The sequence below is a fragment of the Streptomyces sp. NPDC043854 genome (assembly GCF_056436005.1).
Genome location: NZ_JBWKDK010000025.1, coordinates 46,635 through 66,511 on the forward strand (window position 1 = coordinate 46,635; position 19,877 = coordinate 66,511).

Consider the following 19,877-nt stretch of genomic DNA (forward strand, 5'->3'; position numbering starts at 1 on the left):
AGGTTGCGGGGCGGAGCCGGGGCCCTGCTGCTCAGGCGGGGGCCGTCCCTCGACCCGTCCCCCTGGCCATCCTTCGGGGGCTTCCCGGCAGCTCTTTGGCATTCCGGGGCGGGTCGGTCCGTCAAGGGTGGAGCGCAGCGACATCGCGCAGCGACGCGACGACGAAGGAGGAGCGCCCTTTACGGGCCGGCCCGCACCGGAAGGACAATCGGCTGCCGGGAAACCCCGGGCACTCCCCCGACCCCGGCCGGCCGCCCGCGGCCTGATGCCGCACGCGCCACGGCGCCCGCCATCCCTTGGTCGAGGACGGTGGCGGGCGCCGTGTCGAGTTCCGTACGCCGTTGTACGGACCGTATGAGGGGCCCCCGGCCGAAGCCGGAGGGTTACTTGTCCGGCGTCCGGAGGATCAGACCGCCAGCGCGCGGTCCGTCGGCTTGACCGGGTACGGGAGGGTGCTGCTGCCGGTCAGGTAGCGGTCGACGCCGCGGGCCGCGGAGCGGCCCTCCGCGATGGCCCAGACGATGAGGGACTGGCCGCGGCCGGCGTCGCCGGCGACGTAGACGCCGTCGACGTTGGTGGCGTAGGAGGCGTCGCGGGCGATGTTGCCCCGCTCGTCCAGCTCGAGGCCGAACTGCTCGACGAGGCCGTTGGACCGGTCGGTGCCGGTGAAGCCCATGGCGAGGGTGACCAGCTGGGCCGGGATGCGGCGCTCGGTGCCCGCGCGCTGGACCAGCTTGCCGTCGACGAAGTCGACCTCGACCAGGTGGAGGGCCTGGACGTTGCCGTCCTCGTCGCCCTCGAAGTGGGTGGTGGAGACGGAGTAGACCCGCTCGCCGCCCTCCTCGTGGGCCGAGGTGACCTTGTAGAGCATGGGGAAGGTCGGCCACGGCTGGGCGACCGGGTTCCGCTCCTCGTTGGGGCGGGGCATGATCTCCAGCTGGGTGACCGAGAGGGCGCCCTGGCGGTGGGCGGTGCCCACGCAGTCGGCGCCGGTGTCGCCGCCGCCGATGACGACGACGTGCTTGCCCTCGGCGGTGATGGGCGGGGCGACGAAGTCGCCTTCCTGGACCTTGTTGGCGAGCGGCAGGTACTCCATGGCGAAGTGGATGCCGTTCAGGTCGCGGCCGGGGACGGGCAGGTCGCGGGAGACCGTGGCGCCGGCGGCGATGACGACGGCGTCGAACCGCTTGCGCAGGTCGGTGGCGGTGATGTCGCGGCCGACCTCGATGCCGGTGCGGAACTTGGTGCCCTCCGCGCGCATCTGCTCGATGCGGCGGTTGATGTGCACCTTCTCCATCTTGAACTCGGGGATGCCGTAGCGCAGCAGGCCGCCGATGCGGTCGGCGCGCTCGTACACGACGACGGTGTGGCCGGCGCGGGTCAGCTGCTGGGCGGCGGCGAGGCCGGCCGGGCCGGAGCCGATGACGGCTGCCGTCTTGCCGGAGAGGCGTTCGGGGGCCTGCGGTGCGACGCCGCCGTTGTCCCACGCCTTGTCGATGATGGAGACCTCGACGTTCTTGATGGTGACGGCCGGCTGGTTGATGCCGAGCACGCACGCCGACTCGCACGGGGCGGGGCACAGGCGGCCCGTGAACTCCGGGAAGTTGTTCGTGGCGTGCAGGCGCTCGGACGCGGCCGCCCAGTCCTCGCGGTAGGCGTAGTCGTTCCACTCGGGGATCAGGTTTCCCAGCGGGCAGCCGTTGTGGCAGAACGGGATGCCGCAGTCCATGCAGCGGCCGGCCTGCTTGCTGATGACGGGGAGCAGGGAGCCGCGGACGTAGACCTCGTTCCAGTCCCTCAGCCGCTCCTCGACGGGGCGGGAGCAGGCGGTCTGGCGGGTGGTGGTGAGGAAGCCCTTCGGGTCAGCCATGGGTCGCCGCCTCCATCATCTTCTCGGTGGTCTCGGACTCGGAGAGTCCGGCCCGCTCAGCGGCGTCCTTGGCGGCGAGCACTGCCTTGTACGTGGTCGGGATGATCTTGCTGAAGCGGGCCGCCGAGGCGGGCCAGTCAGCGAGGAGCTTGGCGGCCACGGTCGAGCCGGTCTCCTCCTCGTGGCGGCGCACCACATCGTGCAGCCACTGCTTGTCCTCTGCGGAGGGGGCCTCGACGGCCCCGACGTTGCCGGCGTTGACGTTGTTGCGGTCGAGGTCGATGACGTAGGCGACGCCGCCGGACATGCCGGCCGCGAAGTTGCGGCCGGTCTCGCCGAGGATGACGGCGGTGCCGCCGGTCATGTACTCGCAGCCGTGGTCGCCCACGCCCTCCGAGACGACCAGGGCGCCGGAGTTGCGGACGCAGAACCGCTCGCCGGTGCGGCCGCGCAGGAACATCTCGCCGCCGGTGGCGCCGTAGCCGATGGTGTTGCCGGCGATGGTGCTGTATTCGGCGAGGTGGTCGGCGGCGCGGTCCGGGCGGACCACGATGCGGCCGCCGGAGAGGCCCTTGCCGACGTAGTCGTTGGCGTCGCCCTCGAGGCGGAGGGTGACGCCGCTCGGCAGGAAGGCGCCGAAGGACTGGCCGGCGGAACCGGTGAAGGTGAGGTCGATGGTGTCGGCGGGCAGGCCCGCGCCGCCGAACTTCCTGGTGACCTCGTGGCCGAGCATGGTGCCGACGGTCCGGTTGATGTTGCGGATGGCGACCTGGGCGCGGACGGGCCGGGCCTCCTCCGCGGTGGCCGCGCCGAGGGCGTCGGCGGCGAGCTCGATCAGCTCGTTGTCGAGGGCCTTCTCCAGGCCGTGGTCCTGCGGGACCAGGGCGTGGCGGACGGCGCCGTCGGGCAGGTCCGGCACGTGGAAGAGCGGCGCCAGGTCCAGGCCCTGGGCCTTCCAGTGGGTGACGGCCTTGGTGGTGTCGAGCAGCTCGGCGTGGCCGACGGCCTCCTCGAGGGTGCGGAAGCCCAGCTCGGCGAGGAGCTCGCGGACCTCCTCGGCGATGAACTCGAAGAAGTTGACGACGAATTCGGGCTTGCCGGAGAAGCGGTCGCGCAGGACCGGGTTCTGGGTGGCGATGCCGACCGGGCAGGTGTCGAGGTGGCAGACGCGCATCATGACGCAGCCGGAGACGACGAGCGGGGCGGTGGCGAAGCCGAACTCCTCGGCGCCGAGCAGCGCGGCGATGACGACGTCGCGGCCGGTCTTGAGCTGGCCGTCGGTCTGCACGACGATCCGGTCGCGCAGCCCGTTGAGCAGCAGGGTCTGCTGGGTTTCGGCGAGGCCGAGCTCCCAGGGGCCGCCCGCGTGCTTGAGCGAGGTGAGCGGGGAGGCGCCGGTGCCGCCGTCGTGGCCGGAGATCAGGACGACGTCGGCGTGGGCCTTGGAGACGCCTGCCGCGACCGTGCCGACGCCGACTTCGGACACCAGCTTCACGTGGATGCGGGCGGCCGGGTTGGCGTTCTTGAGGTCGTGGATGAGCTGGGCCAGGTCCTCGATGGAGTAGATGTCGTGGTGCGGCGGCGGGGAGATGAGGCCGACGCCCGGGGTGGAGTGCCGGGTCTTGGCGACCCACGGGTAGACCTTGTGGCCGGGCAGCTGGCCGCCCTCGCCGGGCTTGGCGCCCTGGGCCATCTTGATCTGGATGTCGTCCGCGTTGACCAGGTACTCGCTGGTGACGCCGAAGCGGCCGGAGGCGACCTGCTTGATGGAGGAGCGGCGCGCCGGGTCGTACAGGCGCTCCGGGTCCTCGCCGCCCTCGCCGGTGTTCGACTTGCCGCCCAGCTGGTTCATGGCGATGGCGAGGGTCTCGTGCGCCTCCCGGGAGATGGAGCCGTACGACATGGCGCCGGTGGAGAAGCGCTTGACGATCTCGGAGACCGGCTCGACCTCGTCCACGGAGACGGCCGGGCGGTCGCTCTTGAAACCGAACAGGCCGCGGAGCGTCATCAGGCGCTCGGACTGCTCGTTCACCCGGTCCGTGTACTTCTTGAAGATGTCGTACCGGCGGTTACGGGTGGCGTGCTGGAGGCGGAAGACGGTCTCCGGGTCGAACAGGTGCGGCTCGCCCTCGCGGCGCCACTGGTACTCGCCGCCGATCTCCAGCGCGCGGTGCGCGGAGGCGATCCCGGAGGCGGGGTAGGCCTTGGCGTGGCGGGCGGCGACCTCCTTGGCGATGACGTCGAGGCCGGCGCCGCCGATCTTGGTGGCGGTGCCCTGGAAGTACGTCTCGACGAACTGCTCGTCGAGGCCGACGGCCTCGAAGACCTGGGCGCCGCGGTAGGACGCGACAGTGGAGATGCCCATCTTGGACATGACCTTCAGGACGCCCTTGCCGAGGGCGTAGATCAGGTTCCGGATGGCCTTCTCGGGCTCGATGCCGTCGATGAACGTCCCGGCGCGCAGCAGGTCCTCGACGGACTCCATGGCGAGGTACGGGTTGACGGCGGCGGCGCCGTAGCCGATGAGCAGGGCGACGTGGTGGACCTCGCGGACGTCGCCGGCCTCGACCAGCAGGCCCACCTGGGTGCGCTGCTTGGTGGCGATGAGGTGGTGGTGCACGGCGGCGGTGAGCAGCAGCGACGGGATCGGCGCGTGCTCGGCGTCGGAGTGGCGGTCCGAGAGGACGATGAGGCGGGCGCCGCCCGCGATGGCGGCGTCGGCCTCGGCGCGGATCTCGGCGATCCGGGCGGCGAGGGCGTCGGCGCCGCCGGAGACCCGGTAGAGGCCCGAGAGGGTGGCGGCCTTCATGCCGGGCATGTCGCCGTCGGCGTTGATGTGGATGAGCTTGGCCAGCTCGTCGTTGTCGATCACCGGGAAGGGGAGCGTGACGCTGCGGCAGGACGCGGCGGTCGGCTCCAGCAGGTTGCCCTGCGGTCCGAGGGAGGACACGAGCGAGGTGACGAGCTCCTCGCGGATGGCGTCCAGCGGCGGGTTGGTGACCTGTGCGAAGAGCTGGGTGAAGTAGTCGAAGAGGAGCCGGGGCCGCTCGGAGAGCGCCGCGATCGGGGAGTCGGTGCCCATGGAGCCGATCGGCTCGGCTCCGGTGCGGGCCATCGGCGCGAGGATGACGCGCAGTTCTTCCTCGGTGTAGCCGAAGGTCTGCTGGCGGCGGGTGACCGAGGCGTGGGTGTGCACGACGTGCTCGCGCTCGGGCAGGTCCGTCAGCTCGATCTCGCCGGAGTCGAGCCATTCGGCGTACGGGGCGGCGGCGGCCAGCTCGGCCTTGATCTCGTCGTCCTCGATGATCCGGTTCTGGGCGGTGTCGACGAGGAACATCCTGCCGGGCTGGAGGCGGCCCTTGCGGACGACCTTGGCGGGGTCGATGTCGAGGACGCCGACCTCGGAGGAGAGCACGACGAGGCCCTCGTCGGTGACCCAGTAGCGGCCGGGGCGCAGGCCGTTGCGGTCGAGGACCGCGCCGACCTGGGTGCCGTCGGTGAAGGTGACGCAGGCCGGGCCGTCCCAGGGCTCCATCATCGTGGAGTGGTACTGGTAGAAGGCGCGGCGGGCCGGGTCCATGGAGGTGTGGTTCTCCCAGGCCTCCGGGATCATCATCAGCACGGCGTGGGGCAGCGAGCGGCCGCCCAGGTGCAGGAGCTCCAGGACCTCGTCGAAGGAGGCGGAGTCGGAGGCGTCCGGGGTGCAGATCGGGAAGATCCGGTCGAGGGCGCCCTGCCCGAAGGTGTCGGTGGCGAGCTGGGACTCGCGGGCCCGCATCCAGTTCCGGTTGCCCTTGACCGTGTTGATCTCGCCGTTGTGGGCGACGAACCGGTACGGGTGGGCGAGCGGCCAGGACGGGAAGGTGTTGGTGGAGAAACGGGAGTGGACCAGGGCGAGCGCCGAGGCGAAGCGGCGGTCGGAGAGGTCCGGGAAGAAGGGCTCCAGCTGGCCGGTGGTCAGCATGCCCTTGTAGACGATGGTGCGGGCGGACAGCGAGGGGAAGTAGACCCCGGCCTCGCGTTCGGCCCGCTTGCGCAGCACGAACGCCTTGCGGTCGAGGGCGATCCCGGTGTTCTCGCCGTCGGCGACGAACAGCTGCGAGAAGGCCGGCATGGTGGCGCGGGCGCCGTTGCCGAGCAGGTCCGGGGTGACCGGGACCTCGCGCCAGCCGAGGACGGTGAGGTTCTCCTCGGCGGCGATGGCCTCGATCTGCTCCACGGCGGCGGCCTGTGCGGTGCCGTCGCCGGGGAGGAAGGCGATGCCGACGGCGTACGCGCCGGCTTCGGGGAGCTCGAATCCGGCGACCTCGCGGAGGAAGGCGTCCGGGACCTGGCAGAGGATGCCGGCTCCGTCGCCGGAGTCCGGCTCGGAGCCGGTGGCGCCGCGGTGCTCGAGGTTCCGCAGTACGGTCAGCGCTTGCTCGACCAGCGCGTGGCCGGCCTCGCCGCTGAGGTTGGCCACAAAGCCGACGCCGCAGGCGTCGTGCTCGTTGCGCGGGTCGTACATGCCCTGTCGGGCGGGGCGACCGTCCATGGGCGACCAGGCGGTGCTGCTGAGGCCGGTCGCGGAGTGCGTGGATGCGGAACGCATCGGCTCTCCCGTCGTCGTCGTGGCATTGGTGCATAGCCGAGGGACGACGTTGGCCCTCTGCGAAATTTCGTGCAGGTTACATGATGGCCGCTATCCCGGGAACCGGATATCGGCGTTTCACCATGCGGACACCGCACGGGGCAGAGAAGGAGCGTTCGAGGGGGTGGCCTAGCAGGTCAGGGTGGGTCGCGGCGCGTGCGGGACACGACGCCGGGCTGGGGTCCTGGCGCAAGAAATGTGGGCATCGTTGCCCGGCGCGCCCTGCTGTGATGCCCGGCGGACACGGGATCGAAACCGCCGGGTAACGGACTACTTATGTTGCGCTCTGCATAGTGTCTCATTCGATGTGCGGTCAGCCTATGGCTGTGCCGATCCAGGTTCCCAGGATGTACGTCACACCGGCGGCCGCGCCACCCAGCAGCAGCTGTCGCAGGCCGCTGTACCACCAGGACCGGGCGGTGACCTTGGAGACGACCGCCCCGCAGGCGAAGAGTCCGGCCAGGGCGAGCAGCACCGCGGGCCACAGGGCCGTGGCGCCGAGCAGGTAGGGCAGTACGGGCAGCAGCGCGCCCAGCGCGAAGGAGCCGAACGAGGAGACCGCGGCGACCAGCGGCGACGGCAGGTCGTCGGGGTCGATCCCGAGCTCCTCGCGGGCGTGGATCTCCAGCGCCCGGTCGGGGTCTCGGGACAGCTGCATGGCGACCTCGCGGGCGAGGGCCGGGGCGACGCCGCGGGAGACGTACAGCTCGGCCAGCTCCTCCATCTCGTCGACCGGGTGCTTGCGCAACTGCTGCCGTTCGACGTCGAGTTCGGCGAGGACCAGCTCGCGCTGCGAGGCGACGGAGGTGTACTCGCCCGCGGCCATCGAGAAGGCGCCGGCCGCGAGGCCGGCCAGCCCGGTGATGACGACGGCGTGCGGGGCGACGGCGCCGCCGGCCACGCCGGTCATCAGGGCGAGGTTGGAGACGAGCCCGTCCATGGCACCGAACACGGCCGGCCGCAGCCAGCCGCCGTTGACGTCCCGGTGGGTGTGGTTGTCCCGGTGGGCCGTGTGCAGCGGTGCTTCGATGTCGATGATGGACATGCGGCGTATCTCCCCCTGTGCGCGTACGGGGGCACACGGGAGCCCTGAAACGCTCCGCTCCCCCTCAACACCTCGAAACTACGCACGATTTCTGTCGCCCGCCAGCAAGGAAGGCCGTACTTACCTGGGCATTTGCAGGTCGGCGACCGGGTGACGACGGTGCGGGCGGGGTGTTTCGCGACGACCCGCAAACCGTATGTCATGGCACAAATCCCCCTAGGGGTCGTGATGGCCCCGCCAAGCCCCCTCGGATGGAGAGGCGCGCGCCATGGAGCTGACCGCTGCATGCACTCCGGGCAGTCCCTGCCCCCCGCAGGTCCTCCTCGAACGGTCCAGGGGCGCCCTCCTGGGCCTCGCGGTCGGAGACGCGCTGGGCGCGCCCGCGGAGAACATGAAACCGTCGGAGATCCGTGCGACATGGGGCCGGATCGAGGGTTTCGTCACCGAGGACCCGACGGGCACGGACGACACCGAGTACGCGATCTTCTCGGGGCTGCTGCTGGCCCGCCACGGGTCGGCGCTCACCGTCGCGCACGTGGAGCGTGCCTGGCACCACTGGATCGCAGACCTGGACGAGGGGCCGTTCCGCGGGGCGGGGTTCTCCGAGCGGGGCACGCTGGAGAACCTGCGGCGGGGCCTCGCGGCGCCCATCTCCGCGCAGCACCGGCACGCCTGGTCGGACGGCCTGGCGATGCGGGCGGCGCCGTTCGGGGTGTTCGCGGCGGGCCGGCCGGCGGAGGCCGCCCGGCTCGTCGCGATCGACGGCACCGTCAGTCACGACGGGGAGGGCATCTACGGCGGCCAGGCCGTCGCGGCGGGCGTCGCGGCGGCGATGGCCGGCGCCGGGCCCGCATCGGTGGTCTCCGCCGCCCTCTCGGTCATCCCGTCGGACTCCTGGACCGCCCGGTCCCTGCGCCGGGCCGTCACCGCCGCCCCGCGCGGCGAACGGGCGGTCCGCTCGGCGGTGGTCATCGGCGGCTACCCGTGGACGGACCTGGCCCCGGAGGCCGTCGGACTGGCCTTCGGGGCGTTCGCCGCCTGCCGGGGGGATTTCGCCGACTCGGTCCTGACCGCGGTGAACATGGGCCGCGACGCGGACACCACGGCGGCCGTGGCGGGCGCCCTCGCCGGGGCGCTGGGCGGCGTCGGCGCGATCCCCGAAGCGTGGGCTTCGGCGATCGGGCCGGTACGTGGCCGGTGCCTGCCCTCGATGCGCGGCTACCACGTCCTGGACGTCGCCGACCTCCTCACCCCGGAATACGAGACCCCCCGATGACCCCGCCCCCCGACCCCGACCCCGACCCTGCCCCTGCCCCGTCGCCGGCTCCGGCTCCCGGCGGCGGGCCCGGGGCCGTGCCCGGCAGCGGGCCGGGGACCGTGCGCGGCAGCGGGCCGGGGGCCGGGGCGAGCAGCGGGACCGGGGGCGTACCCCGCGGCGTGGTCGACGGCGTGCCGCACGGCGGGGCCGGGGGTGGGTCCGGGGGCGGGGGGCGGCGGATCGAGGGGCGACGGATCGAGGGGTTGCTGCTCGGGCTGGCCGCCGGGGATGCCGCCGGGTGGCCCGCCGCCCGGCACCGGGCCAGCCGGATGCCCGAATGGACCCGCCGTCTCACCCGCGAGCTCGACACCTTCGCCGAGCAGAACGCCACGACCACCCTCCCCGTGCCCATCGCCCTGAACCAGCCCCCGGAGCCGCTGCTCCTCGGCCCGTCCGACGACGCCGAGTGGGCCGCCTTCGCCGCCGAGTCGGTGCTCACCGCCGCCGAGGGCCTGCTCAGCGACCTCAGCCGACCCCGCCGGATGCGGGCCGCGATCGACCTCGCCTGGAACGCCCTGGCCAGCGAGATCGCCGCCGCCGCGGAGCGCGCCCCCGAGGTGGAGTCGGCCGTGCTGCCGCTGCGCGCGCGGATCTCCGTCCGGGCGGGGCTCGGCAACCTCGCCGCCGGGCTGCGCCCGCCCGCCACCGGCCACGACAACCCGCACTACTTCGACGACGCCGCCTGCGTCCGCGCCTGCGTCCTCGCCGTCGCCCACCCCGGCGACCCGGCCGCGGCCGCCGACCTCGCCGAGTTCGACGCCCGCTACACCCAGGACGGCGACGGCGTCCACGGTGCCCGCGCCATGGCCGCCGCCGTCGCCGCCGCACTCGCCGGCGCGGACACCGACACCGCCGTCGAGGCCGCCCTCGCCCAGCTCCCCGGGGCCACCGAGATCGGCCGGAACGCCCGCCACGCCGTCAAGCTCGCCCGTACCCACACGGAGGGCGGCGGCGCCTTCGCCATCGTCCCCACCCTCGAACACGAGATCGTCGACCACGTCTACAGCTACGGCATCGCCGCCGCCGAGACCGTCCCGGTCGCCCTCGCCCTGGCCACCGCCGCCCGCGGCCGGGCGGTCGACGCCGTCCCGGCCGCGGCCTGCCTGTCCCGGGTGGCGGACTCCGCGCCCGCGCTCGCCGGGGCGCTCACCGGCGCCCTCGGCGGCGGCGACTCGGTCCCCGCCGCCTGGCGCGAGGCCTGCCGCGTCCTGTCGGGCTGCGCCCTGCCCCGCCTCGCCGGCACCGACCTCGTCGAACTCGCCGCGCTGCTCGCTCGCACGGAACTCACCTCACCCAAGGGATGATTCGGACATGACGCTCACTCTGGAAGACCGGGCGGCCGGCTGCCTCGTCGGGGCCGCCGTCGGCGACGCCCTCGGCGGCCCGGTGGAGGGCTGGTCCCCGGACCAGATCGCGCAGCGCCACGGCGGCCGCGTCCACGGCATCGTCGGCCCCTGGTACGAGGACTGGCGCACCGCCCGGCCCATCGCCCCGTACCACAAGGGCGACGGCCACGTCACCGACGACACCCTCATGACGCACGCCCTGGTCCGGGTCTACGAGGCCGTACGGGACCACCTGGACGCGTACGCGGTCGCCGAGCACCTCGTCCCCGACCTGATGGCCACCCCCCGCTGGATCCCCGAGCTGGAGGCCGAGGCCCTCCCCCTCCAGCGGGTCTTCCTCGCCGAGAAGTGGATCGTGGCCCGCCTGCACTACGGGCACGCGGACCCGCGCGAGGCGGGCAGCGGGAACATCGTCAACTGCGGGGCGGCGATGTACATGGCACCGGTCGGCATCGTCAACGCGGGCAATCCGGCGGGCGCGTACGCGGAGGCCCTGGACATCGCCGGAGCCCACCAGTCCTCGTACGGGCGGGAGGCCGCGGGCGTCCTCGCGGCGGCGGTGGCGGCGGCGTGCACGCCGGGGGCGACGGTGTCGTCGGTGGTGGACGCCGCGCTCGCCCTGGCCAAGGACGGCACGCGGACCGCGATCGAGGCGGTCTGCGAAGCGGCCGGACGCCACCGGGACTTCGAGTCGGCGCTGGGCCCGCTGCGGGCGGCGGTGGCCCCGTACGACTCGGTCGGCCCCGACTACCGCACGCCGTCGCTCGGCGCCCGCAGGCCGTCCCGGCTGCACTCGGTCGAGGAGCTGCCGGTCGCGCTCGGCATGCTGGTCGTCTCCGGCGGCGCATACGAGGAAGCCGTGCTCGGAGCGGTCAACTACGGCCGGGACTGCGACTCCATCGCCACCATGGCGGGGGCGGTCGCCGGGGCGCTGGCGGGCGAGGCCGCGGTCCCGGCGGGCTGGGCCAAGCAGGTCGCCGAGGCCAGCCGGCTCGACCTGCACGCGCCGGCGGCGGCGCTGGCCGCGGTGGCCCGGGAGGTCTTCGCCCTGGACCGGTCCCGCCGCCGCGCCCACGAGGCGGCCTTCGCGACGATCGCCGCCCTGTGACGGGCGAACCGGGCGAACCGGGCGGACCGGGCGGACTGCGGCTGACCTGGGTGCAGCCGGAGGACCTCGTCGGCCACGAACTGCGGCAGGCCGCCGAGGACGGGCGGGACGCGGAGCCGCTGCTGCGCCGCTGGCTGGCGGCGGGCGGCCGCCCGGCCCCCGCCCGGGCCGGCGCCTCCGCCGACCCGGCCCTGCCGCAGCTGCGGGACCTGGCCGGCCGGCTGCTGGACGGGCTGGCCGCGCTCCCCTGCCCGACAGCCGCCGCCGAACCGTCCGCCTGGCCGGCCATCACCGCCGCCTGCGCCGTCGGCCGCACCGCATCCGGGCCCACCGGGTCCGGAACCGAGCCCGCCCCGACCGGCCCCACCGACCCCACCGACCCCGGAACCGTGCGCACCGCCGCCGGGCCCACCGAGACCGTGCCCCGGACCACCGCCGACAAGCCGGCCACGGCCCGGCCCCCCGGGGCCGGGCCCACGACCGCCGGGGCCAGGACCGCCGGACCCGCCGGACCTGTCGAAACCAGGGCCACCACGCCGGGACACAACGCGGTCCGGCCCGGCGCGGCCGGGCGCGCCGCGGCACCGGCTGCCGGGGGCGGCGGCGGGCTGCCGGGGCGGCTGGAGGCGGCCTGGGTGGGGCGGGCCGCGGGCTGCGTGCTCGGCAAGCCGGTGGAGAAGCTGCCGCTGGAGGGGATCCGGGCGCTGGCCCGGGCGGCCGGGAACTGGCCGCTGGACGACTGGTTCACCGCCCGCGGCGTGCCGCCCGCCCTGCTGTCCGCGTACTCGTGGAACCGCCGCTCCGCCGCCACCTCCCTCGCCGAGAACATCGACGGCGCGCCCGAGGACGACGACCTCGACTACCCGCTGCTGAACCTGCTGCTCCTGCGCCGCCACGGCCGCCGCTTCACCACCGCCGACGTCGGCCGGCTCTGGCTCGACGAGCTCCCCGCCGGCCGGTCCTTCACCGCCGAGCGCATCGCGTACCGGAACCTGCTGCTCGGGCTGGAGCCGCCGGAGACCGCCACCCGCCACAACCCCTTCCGCGAGTGGATCGGCGCCCTCATCCGCGCCGACGTGCACGGCTGGACCAACCCCGGCGACCCGCGGGCCGCCGCCGAGCAGGCCTACCGGGACGCCGCGCTCAGCCACACCGGCAACGGCCTGTACGCCGCCCTGTTCGCCGCGGCGGCCATCGCGGAGGCGGCCTCCGGCCGGGCCGACGTCCACACCGCGCTGCGGGCCGGGCTGGCCGCCGTACCACCGGGCGCGCGCCTCGCCGAGGCCGTCCGCCACGCGATCCGGGCGGCGCGCGAGGAACGGGACTTCGACCGCGTCGTGGACCGGCTGCACGCCCGCTACGGTCACTACCACTGGGTCCACTCCGTCCCCAACACCGCCCTCGTCGCCGCCGCCCTGACCCACGCCGACGGCGACTTCACCCGCTCGATCTGCCGTGCCGTCTCCGGCGGCTGGGACACCGATTCCAACGGGGCGACCGCCGGCTCGATCGCCGCCCTGGTGGCCGGCCGGGTCCCGGACCGCTGGGCCGCGCCCCTGAAGAACCGCCTGGCCAGCACCATCGCCGGGTTCGACGGCATCGGCTTCGACACCCTCGCCCAGCTCACCGCACAGGAGGCAGCACGCTCATGACGGCCATCGCCGTGCTCGGCAGTACGAACATGGACCTCGTCGCCTACGTACCCAAGGCCCCCCGCCTCGGGGAGACCGTCACCGGCCGCGCGTTCCGTACCGTCCCCGGCGGCAAGGGCGCCAACCAGGCCGTCGCCGTCGCCCGGTGCGGGGCGGAGGTGGTGATGATCGGCGCGGTCGGCGCCGACGAGTTCGGCGTACGGCTGCGCTCCGCGCTCGCCGCGGCCGGGGTCGACACGGCGGGCCTGCGCACCGTGGAGGGCGCCAGCGGCACCGCGCACATCACCGTGGACGACGAGGGCGGCAACAGCATCATCGTCATCCCCGGCGCCAACGCCCGGGTGACCGGCCTCGAGGAGGGCGACGAGGCGCGGATCGCCGCCGCCGGGGCACTGCTGCTCCAGCTGGAGGTGCCGCTGTCCGCGGTGCAGGCGGCCGCCCGCGCGGCCCGCGCGCACGGCGTACGGACGGTGCTGACGCCCGCGCCGGCGCAGCCGCTGCCCGCGGAGCTGCTGGCCTCGGTGGACCTGCTGGTCCCCAACGAGCACGAGGCGGCGGCGCTGACCGGCCTGACGGACCCCCGCCAGGCGGCCGCGGCGCTGCTGGAGCGGGTCCCGGAGGTGGTGGTCACGCTGGGCGCGGCGGGCGCGCTGTACGCGGCGCGCGGGCGGGAGCCGTACGCGGTGCCCGCGCCGCGGGTGCGGGCGGTGGACTCCACGGCGGCCGGGGACACGTTCGTCGGGGCGCTGGCGGTGGCGCTGGGCGAAGGCCGGCCGGTGCGGGAGGCGCTGGCGTGGGCGGCGACGGCGGCGTCCCTGTCCGTGCAGCGGCCGGGGGCCCAGGACTCGATGCCGGCACGGGCCGAGACCGACGCGGCGTTCGCCGCCGGCGGCGGGTCGTGACCCCGCCCCGGGGCCGGACCGCCTCCCCGGGCGCCGGCCGGACCGCGCCCTCCGGGGCCGACCGGGCGGCGGGCTCCCGGCCGACGGCCGAGGCCGCGCCCGACACCGAACCACCCGCCCCGGGCCCAAGCCCCGACCCGGGCACCGGCCCCGGCACCAACCCCCGGCCGCGGACCGAAGCCGCGCCCGACACCCAGCCACCCGCCCCGGGCCCAAGCCCCGACCCCGGCACCGGCCCCGGCCCCCGCCCGGGCCCCAGAGCCGGGGCCTCCCCCAGGCCCGACCCCGCCCCGGGCCCCGCCCCGGGCCCCGCCCCGGGCCCCGCAGCCGAGGCCGGGTCCGGGCCTGCGGTCGGGGCCGGGCCGCTTGCCGGGCTGCGGGTGCTCGACCTCGCCACGCTGTTCGCCGGTCCCCTCGCCGCCACCCTGCTCGGCGACTTCGGCGCCGAGGTGGTCAAGGTCGAGCACCCCGGCCGCCCCGACCCCTCCCGCGGGCACGGTCCCGCCAAGGACGGGATCGGCCTGTGGTGGAAGCTGCTGGGCCGGAACAAGCGGACGATGACCCTCGACCTGTCCACGCCCGGTGGCCGGGACACCCTGCTGCGGCTGGCCGCCACCGCCGACGTGGTCGTCGAGAACTTCCGCCCCGGCACGCTGGAGCGGTGGGGCCTGGGCTGGAGCGAGCTGTCCGCCGCCAACCCGCGGCTGGTCCTGGCCCGTGTCACGGCCTTCGGCCAGCAGGGCCCGTACGCCCGCCGGCCCGGGTTCGGCACCCTCGCCGAGGCGATGAGCGGCTTCGCCGCGATCACCGGGGAGCCGGACGGCCCGCCGACCCTGCCGCCGTTCGGGCTCGCCGATTCGATTGCCGCGCTGACCTGCGCGTACGCCGTGATGACGGCACTGGCCGGCCGCGACCGCACCGGCCGCGGGCAGGTCGTGGACCTGGCGATCATCGAGCCGATCCTGACCGTGCTGGGCCCGCATCCGCTCTGGTACGACCAGCTCGGCTACGTCCAGCCGCGCACGGGCAACCGCTCCGTCAACAACGCCCCCCGCAACACCTACCGCAGTGCCGACGGCCGCTGGCTGGCGGTCTCCACCTCGGCGCAGTCCGTGGCGGAGCGGGTGCTGCGCCTGGTCGGCCGACCCGAGCTGGCCGCGGAGCCGTGGTTCGCGACCGGCTCCGGCCGGGCCGCCCACGCGCCCGTGCTCGACGAGGCGGTCGGCAGCTGGATCGCCCGCCACAAGGCCGACGACGTGGTCGCCGCCTTCGAGGAGGCCGAGGCGGCGATCGCCCGGGTGTACGACGTACGGGACGTCCTGGCCGATCCGCAGTTCGCGGCCCTGGACACCGTCACCGAGGTCGAGGACCCGGAGCTCGGCCCGCTCCGGATGCAGAACATCCTGTTCCGCCTGTCCGAGACGCCGGGAGCGATCCGCTGGGCGGGCCGCCCGCACGGCGCGGACACCGACGCCGTCCTCACCGAGCTCGGCCTGACCGAGGCCGAGATCAGCGCACTCCGGATGGAGGGGGCCTTGTGATCCTGACCTGGCTCTACGTACCCGGCGACCGCCCGGAGGTGGTCGCCAAGGCCCTGCGCTCGGGCGCCGACGCCGTCATCGTCGACCTGGAGGACGCGGTGTCGGCCTCCCGCAAGGAGTACGCCCGGGCGGCCACCGCCGAGCTGCTCGCCGACCGGCCCCCGGTCCCCGTCCACGTCCGCGTCAACGCCCGCGACTCCCCCTGGGGCGGCGCCGACCTGGCCGCGCTGACCGGGCTGCGGGGGCTGGCCGGGCTGCGGCTGCCGAAGATCACCGCCCCGGAGCAGATCGTCCAGGCCGCGGACCGCACCGGCGGGGTGGCGCTGCACGCCCTGCTGGAGTCGGCGCTGGCCGTGGAGCGGGCGTACGAGATCGCCCGCGCGCACCCCGCCCTGCGCGGGCTGTCCCTCGGGGAGGCCGACCTCCGCGCCGACCTGGGCATCAGCGCGGAGGCGGGGCTGGACTGGCCGCGCTCACGGGTGGTGGTCGCCGCCCGGGCCGCCGGGCTGGCGCCGCCCGCCCAGTCGGTGTTCCCGGACATCCGGGACATGGAGGCGCTCGCCGCCTCCTGCGCCCGGGGCCGGGCGCTGGGCTTCCTCGGCCGGGCGGCGATCCACCCGCGGCAGCTGCCGGTGATCGAGCGGGCCTACCTGCCCGCCCCGGAGGAGGTCAGAGCCGCCGAGGAGATCGTTGCGGCGGCGCGGCGCAGCCCGGGTGCGGTGGCCCTGCCCGACGGCCGGTTCGTCGACCCGGCGGTGCTGGCGGGCGCGGAGCGCATCGTCGCCCTATCCCGCCGGGAGTCGCCGGCCTTCTCCTGAGCCGCGCCGGCCGACCGTGTCCCGGGGGCTCAGCTGTTGAGGGGCGACCAGAGCCACTGGCCGCCGACGCGGACGTACAGCCGCGTGTTCGCCGAGTCGACGGCCATGGTGCCGTCCACGGGCTGGCGGGTGAACGAGGCGTCGGTGACCGGGCCGGGGACCAGGCGCAGCGGCGGGTTGGCGGCGTTCGTGACGGGGACGGTGCCGCCGGACTGGCCGCCCCTGGTGCCGTAACTGTTCTCCACCCGGAAGTCGCCGGTGCTCGAGTGCTCGTAATAGATGTGCGGGCCGACGGGTGCGGTCTCGTAGAGGCCGACGACGTTGCGGAGCACGGCGGTGGAGCCTGGTCCGGAGTAGAGGGCGACGCCGGCGTTGACGGTGGGCTTGCCGCCGTTGGCGATGACCACGTTCTCCAGGGCGCCGGCGGCGGCCGCCCAGGCGATGATGTTCTGCGCGGTGGCGGGGGATCCGGCCGCGAAGTCGCCGGCGTAGCAGTAGATGTTCGTGGCGTAGACGTGCCGGCAGCCGGCGTCGGTCTTCAGGTGGGGGCCGCCCTGCATGCGGGAGGTCTCGAACTTGCAGTCCGTGAGGTATATCCCGTTGGGGTTGTTGGTGGTGACGGCGCCCTGGCCGATCCACAGTGCGCCGGTGCCGAAGGCCTCCAGGCGGCAGCCGATGAAGTGGATCTGGTTGATGTTGTCCTCGCTGTGGCCCCAGGAGCCCTTGGTGGCGGAGGAGGCGTTGCGCAGCCAGATGTTGGGCTGCTTGGTGCTGCCGGCCGGGCCGGTGCACTCCTCGATGACGAGGTTGTAGAAGCGGGAGTCCCAGAATTCCACGGCGTCGATGCACATGTCGTTGTTGGCGGACATGAAGAGGTCGCGGAAGTACGAGTTGTTGTTGTAGTAGAGCTCCAGCAGCAGGCCGGTCTTGCGGTTGCCGTTGAAGCCGAGGTTCTCGATGGAGCAGTAGCGGCGGTGGGTCGCGCCGGTGGAGTAGGCGGGGCCGGTGCCGGACATCTTCAGCAGGGTGCAGTCGGCGCCCTTGATCAGGGTGGAGGTCTTGGCGCCGGAGCCGGTCAGGCGGATTCCGTCGCCGTCCACGCTGAGTGCCGCGGTCTTCCCGGCGGCGGGCCGGACCAGATACTTGCCGGCCGGGAAGTGGACGGTGCCGCCGCCGGCGGCCCGGGCGGCGTCCAGGGCCCGCTGGATGGCGGGCGCGTCGTCGGTGGAGCCGTCGCCGACGGCCCCGTGCGCCTTGACGTCGAACCAGTCCGGAGCCGACGCCGCGGCGGCGGGTGCCGCGGCGGTCATGGAGGCCGCCCCGGCCAGTCCGGCGATGGCTCCGGCCCCGGTGAGCAGCACCCTGCGGCGCTCGGTCATGTCGTCCCGCCCCTCATGTTGTGGATCTTGGGGGTGATCATGCCAAACGGGGGACGGCGAGAGGGGCGCCACGCTGCGGCGTGGCGCCCCTCTCGGCGGTGAGCTGTCCGGCGGCCTGGCCGGGCCGGATCGGGTCAGAGCTTCTTGGCCCCGGGCTGGGCGTCCCCGGTGTTCGCGGCCGGGGCCGGAGCCTCGGCGGGCTCGGCTCCCCCGGCCTCGGGCTGCGCGGCCTTCGCGGCGACGTCCTTCGCGTCCGCGCTCTTCGCGTCCGCGTCCTTCGCGTCCGCCCCGGCGGCCCCGGTCTTCGCGGCGGCGTCCCCGGAGGGGCCGCGGTCGGGCTCGACGACCGTCTCGCGGCCCGGCCGCAGCTTTGCGGAGAGCACGAAGTAGGTCACGGCCAGCAGGAAGACGACGATCGAGGTCCAGACGTTGAGCCGCACGCCAAGGATGTGGTGGGCCTCGTCGACCCGCATGTACTCGATCCAGCTGCGGCCTACGCAGTACGCGGCGACGTACAGGGCGAAGGCGCGGCCGTGGCCGAGCTTGAACCGCTTGTCGGCCCACAGCACCAGCCCGGCGACGCCGAGGCACCACAGCGACTCGTACAGGAAGGTCGGGTGGTAGGTGCCGGCGACCCGGTTGGCACCGTCGCTGATCTTCACCGCCCACGGGAGGTCGGTGGCGCGCCCGTAGAGCTCCTGGTTGAACCAGTTGCCCCACCGGCCGATGGCCTGGGCCAGGGCGATGCCGGGGGCCAGGGCGTCGGCCCAGGCCGGCAGCGGGATGCCGCGCAGGCGGCAGCCGATCCAGGCGCCGAGCGCGCCCAGGGCGATCGCACCCCAGATGCCGAGGCCGCCCTCCCAGATTTTGAAGGCGTCGACCCAGTTGCGGCCCTCGCCGAAGTACAGCTGGTAGTCGGTGATCACGTGGTACAGGCGGCCGCCGACCAGGCCGAACGGAACCGCCCACACGGCGATGTCCGCGACCGTGCCCGGCTTTCCGCCGCGTGCGATCCAGCGCTTGCTGCCGAGCCAGACGGCGACGAAGACACCGATGATGATGCAGAACGCGTAGCCGCGCAGCGGGATCGGTCCGAGGTGGACCACGCCGGTCGACGGGCTGGGGATGTAGGCAAGTTCCATGGCAGGACCGACGCTACCCTGCCGGGCGGTGCGGATCGCAACCCGCCCGGCAAGCTGCCATCAAATCGACACCTGGCGCGCACGGCGCTCCCGGAGCGGAGCGCCTCCTTCCACCGGCCTGCCGTCAGCCCGGCCCTGCCGTGCCCGGCGCCGCCGCGGGCGGGCTGCCGGCCCGTGAGCCGCTGCTGCCGGTGCCGGAGGTCTTCGCCCGCGACCCCGGCGAGGCCGAAGCGGAGGCAGAGGCAGAGGCGGGGGAGGCAGAGGCAGAGGCGGAGGCGGACGCCCCGGAGGCCGGGCCCGACGGGGACGCGGACGCCTTCCCGCCGCTCGTGGTGCCCTTCGCCGCGGCCTCCACCTGCTCCTTCAGCTTCTGCGGGGTGGGCGGGTCGGCCTGGTCGGCGAAGATGTCCTTGCCGTTCAGCAGGACGGTCGGGGTGCCGCGGAACTTCCCCGCCCGGAACGCCTCGTGCGACGCGGCCACCCAGCTGTTGTGCGTCCCGTCCTCGACGCAGCGGCGGAAGGCGGGGGTGTCCAGCCCCTCGACCTTGCCGGCCAGCTCGATCAGCCTCGCGTTGTTGCCGTAGGCGTCGTCGGTCTCCTCCGGCTGGTTCTGGAACAGCACGTCGTGGTACGCGGTGAACTTCCCGGCGTCCTGCGCGCACGCGGCGGCGTTGGCGGCCTTGAGGGAGCCGCTGCCGCCCATGTTCCCGTCGATCAGGGTGACGAGGTGGTACTCGCCCTTGAGCAGGCCCTTGGCCTCCAGTTCGTGGATGGTGTCCTTGTAGCTGACCTCGAAGGACTTGCAGGCGGGGCAGCGGAAGTCCTCCCACACGGTCAGCGTGGACTTGGCCTCGCCGCTGCCGGTCGGGACGGCGAGGGCGTCCTTGCCGGCGGCCCCGGAGGGGACGGTCACCGGGCCCGCCGTGTCCTTGCCGCCCTTGCCGGCGTTGGCCGCGATCAGGCCGACGACGGCCGCCAGGCCCAGTACGCCGACGATCGCCGTCGCCACGACGAGCGTCCGCCGGCGCTTGTCCCTCTTCTTCTCCCGCTCGCGCTCCGCTTGGAGCCGCTCCCGGGCCGATCGTTTCGCTTGGCGGTTCGCACCGTCGTTCATCTCGCTCACGGT

General features: G+C 74.3%; 13 protein-coding genes. 7 read left to right on the forward strand and 6 right to left on the reverse strand.

Features of this window, described 5'->3' with window-relative positions; translation table 11 throughout:
* Positions 1-406 precede the first annotated feature (406 nt).
* From AC068A_RS22660 to AC068A_RS22670, 3 genes are all read right to left on the reverse strand, one after another.
* Positions 407-1,870: a glutamate synthase subunit beta gene (locus tag AC068A_RS22660; protein WP_478587535.1), complete on the reverse strand. Its 1,464-nt coding sequence runs from the start codon at positions 1,868-1,870 to the stop codon at positions 407-409.
* Positions 1,863-6,404 (reverse strand): glutamate synthase large subunit, encoded by a 4,542-nt coding sequence (gltB, locus tag AC068A_RS22665; RefSeq protein ID WP_478587640.1) that lies wholly within the window; start codon positions 6,402-6,404, stop codon positions 1,863-1,865. The genes AC068A_RS22660 and gltB overlap by 8 nt, the downstream gene beginning before the upstream one ends.
* A gap of 409 nt (positions 6,405-6,813) precedes the next feature.
* Entirely contained in the window at positions 6,814-7,545 is a 732-nt protein-coding gene (locus AC068A_RS22670; protein ID WP_478587537.1) for a VIT1/CCC1 transporter family protein, read from the reverse strand.
* Between the two features lie 268 nt (positions 7,546-7,813).
* Between AC068A_RS22670 and AC068A_RS22675 the strand changes: the two genes are divergently transcribed.
* The 7 genes from AC068A_RS22675 to AC068A_RS22705 all read left to right on the forward strand — a co-directional run bounded on the left by AC068A_RS22675 (position 7,814) and on the right by AC068A_RS22705 (position 16,230).
* Entirely contained in the window at positions 7,814-8,821 is a 1,008-nt protein-coding gene (locus AC068A_RS22675; RefSeq protein ID WP_478587539.1) for an ADP-ribosylglycohydrolase family protein, read from the forward strand.
* A complete protein-coding gene (locus tag AC068A_RS22680; RefSeq protein ID WP_478587540.1) occupies positions 8,818-10,167 on the forward strand; it encodes an ADP-ribosylglycohydrolase family protein in 1,350 nt (449 codons plus the stop codon). Before AC068A_RS22675 ends, AC068A_RS22680 begins: the two co-directional genes overlap by 4 nt.
* A 7-nt stretch (positions 10,168-10,174) precedes the next feature.
* Positions 10,175-11,317 (forward strand): ADP-ribosylglycohydrolase family protein, encoded by a 1,143-nt coding sequence (locus tag AC068A_RS22685; RefSeq protein WP_478587541.1) that lies wholly within the window; start codon positions 10,175-10,177, stop codon positions 11,315-11,317.
* Positions 11,318-11,397: 80 nt separating this feature from the next.
* Positions 11,398-12,969 carry an ADP-ribosylglycohydrolase family protein gene (locus AC068A_RS22690; RefSeq protein ID WP_478587642.1) on the forward strand — a complete coding sequence of 524 codons (1,572 nt, stop codon included), beginning with the start codon at positions 11,398-11,400 and terminating at the stop codon, positions 12,967-12,969.
* Positions 12,966-13,871 carry a ribokinase gene (gene rbsK / locus AC068A_RS22695; protein WP_478587543.1) on the forward strand — a complete coding sequence of 302 codons (906 nt, stop codon included), beginning with the start codon at positions 12,966-12,968 and terminating at the stop codon, positions 13,869-13,871. The genes AC068A_RS22690 and rbsK overlap by 4 nt, the downstream gene beginning before the upstream one ends.
* 374 nt (positions 13,872-14,245) lie before the next feature.
* Positions 14,246-15,412, forward strand: coding sequence for a CaiB/BaiF CoA transferase family protein (locus AC068A_RS22700; RefSeq protein ID WP_478587644.1), 1,167 nt, complete (start codon positions 14,246-14,248; stop codon positions 15,410-15,412).
* Complete coding sequence (locus tag AC068A_RS22705) at positions 15,409-16,230, forward strand: HpcH/HpaI aldolase/citrate lyase family protein (protein WP_478587545.1); 822 nt, start codon at positions 15,409-15,411, stop codon at positions 16,228-16,230. Before AC068A_RS22700 ends, AC068A_RS22705 begins: the two co-directional genes overlap by 4 nt.
* A gap of 29 nt (positions 16,231-16,259) precedes the next feature.
* Here AC068A_RS22705 and AC068A_RS22710 read toward each other — a convergent pair whose 3' ends face one another.
* The 3 genes from AC068A_RS22710 to AC068A_RS22720 all read right to left on the reverse strand — a co-directional run bounded on the left by AC068A_RS22710 (position 16,260) and on the right by AC068A_RS22720 (position 19,865).
* Positions 16,260-17,609, reverse strand: a complete 1,350-nt coding sequence (locus AC068A_RS22710; RefSeq protein ID WP_478587547.1) for a glycosyl hydrolase family 28-related protein — start codon at positions 17,607-17,609, stop codon at positions 16,260-16,262.
* A gap of 134 nt (positions 17,610-17,743) precedes the next feature.
* Positions 17,744-18,751: a prolipoprotein diacylglyceryl transferase gene (lgt, locus tag AC068A_RS22715; RefSeq protein ID WP_478587548.1), complete on the reverse strand. Its 1,008-nt coding sequence runs from the start codon at positions 18,749-18,751 to the stop codon at positions 17,744-17,746.
* A 124-nt stretch (positions 18,752-18,875) separates the two neighbouring features.
* Entirely contained in the window at positions 18,876-19,865 is a 990-nt protein-coding gene (locus tag AC068A_RS22720) for a DsbA family protein (RefSeq protein ID WP_478587550.1), read from the reverse strand.
* Between the last annotated feature and the right edge of the window lie 12 nt (positions 19,866-19,877).

Excerpts from the sequence above, each read along its gene's own strand:
- AC068A_RS22660 (WP_478587535.1), bottom strand. The coding sequence starts at position 1,870 with ATGGCTGACCCGAAGGGCTTCCTCACCACCACCCGCCAGACCGCCTGC.
- gltB (WP_478587640.1), bottom strand. The coding sequence starts at position 6,404 with ATGGACGGTCGCCCCGCCCGACAGGGCATGTACGACCCGCGCAACGAG.
- AC068A_RS22670 (WP_478587537.1), bottom strand. The coding sequence starts at position 7,545 with ATGTCCATCATCGACATCGAAGCACCGCTGCACACGGCCCACCGGGAC.
- AC068A_RS22675 (WP_478587539.1), top strand. The coding sequence starts at position 7,814 with ATGGAGCTGACCGCTGCATGCACTCCGGGCAGTCCCTGCCCCCCGCAG.
- AC068A_RS22680 (WP_478587540.1), top strand. The coding sequence starts at position 8,818 with ATGACCCCGCCCCCCGACCCCGACCCCGACCCTGCCCCTGCCCCGTCG.
- AC068A_RS22685 (WP_478587541.1), top strand. The coding sequence starts at position 10,175 with ATGACGCTCACTCTGGAAGACCGGGCGGCCGGCTGCCTCGTCGGGGCC.
- rbsK (WP_478587543.1), top strand. The coding sequence starts at position 12,966 with ATGACGGCCATCGCCGTGCTCGGCAGTACGAACATGGACCTCGTCGCC.
- AC068A_RS22710 (WP_478587547.1), bottom strand. The coding sequence starts at position 17,609 with ATGACCGAGCGCCGCAGGGTGCTGCTCACCGGGGCCGGAGCCATCGCC.
- lgt (WP_478587548.1), bottom strand. The coding sequence starts at position 18,751 with ATGGAACTTGCCTACATCCCCAGCCCGTCGACCGGCGTGGTCCACCTC.
- AC068A_RS22720 (WP_478587550.1), bottom strand. The coding sequence starts at position 19,865 with ATGAACGACGGTGCGAACCGCCAAGCGAAACGATCGGCCCGGGAGCGG.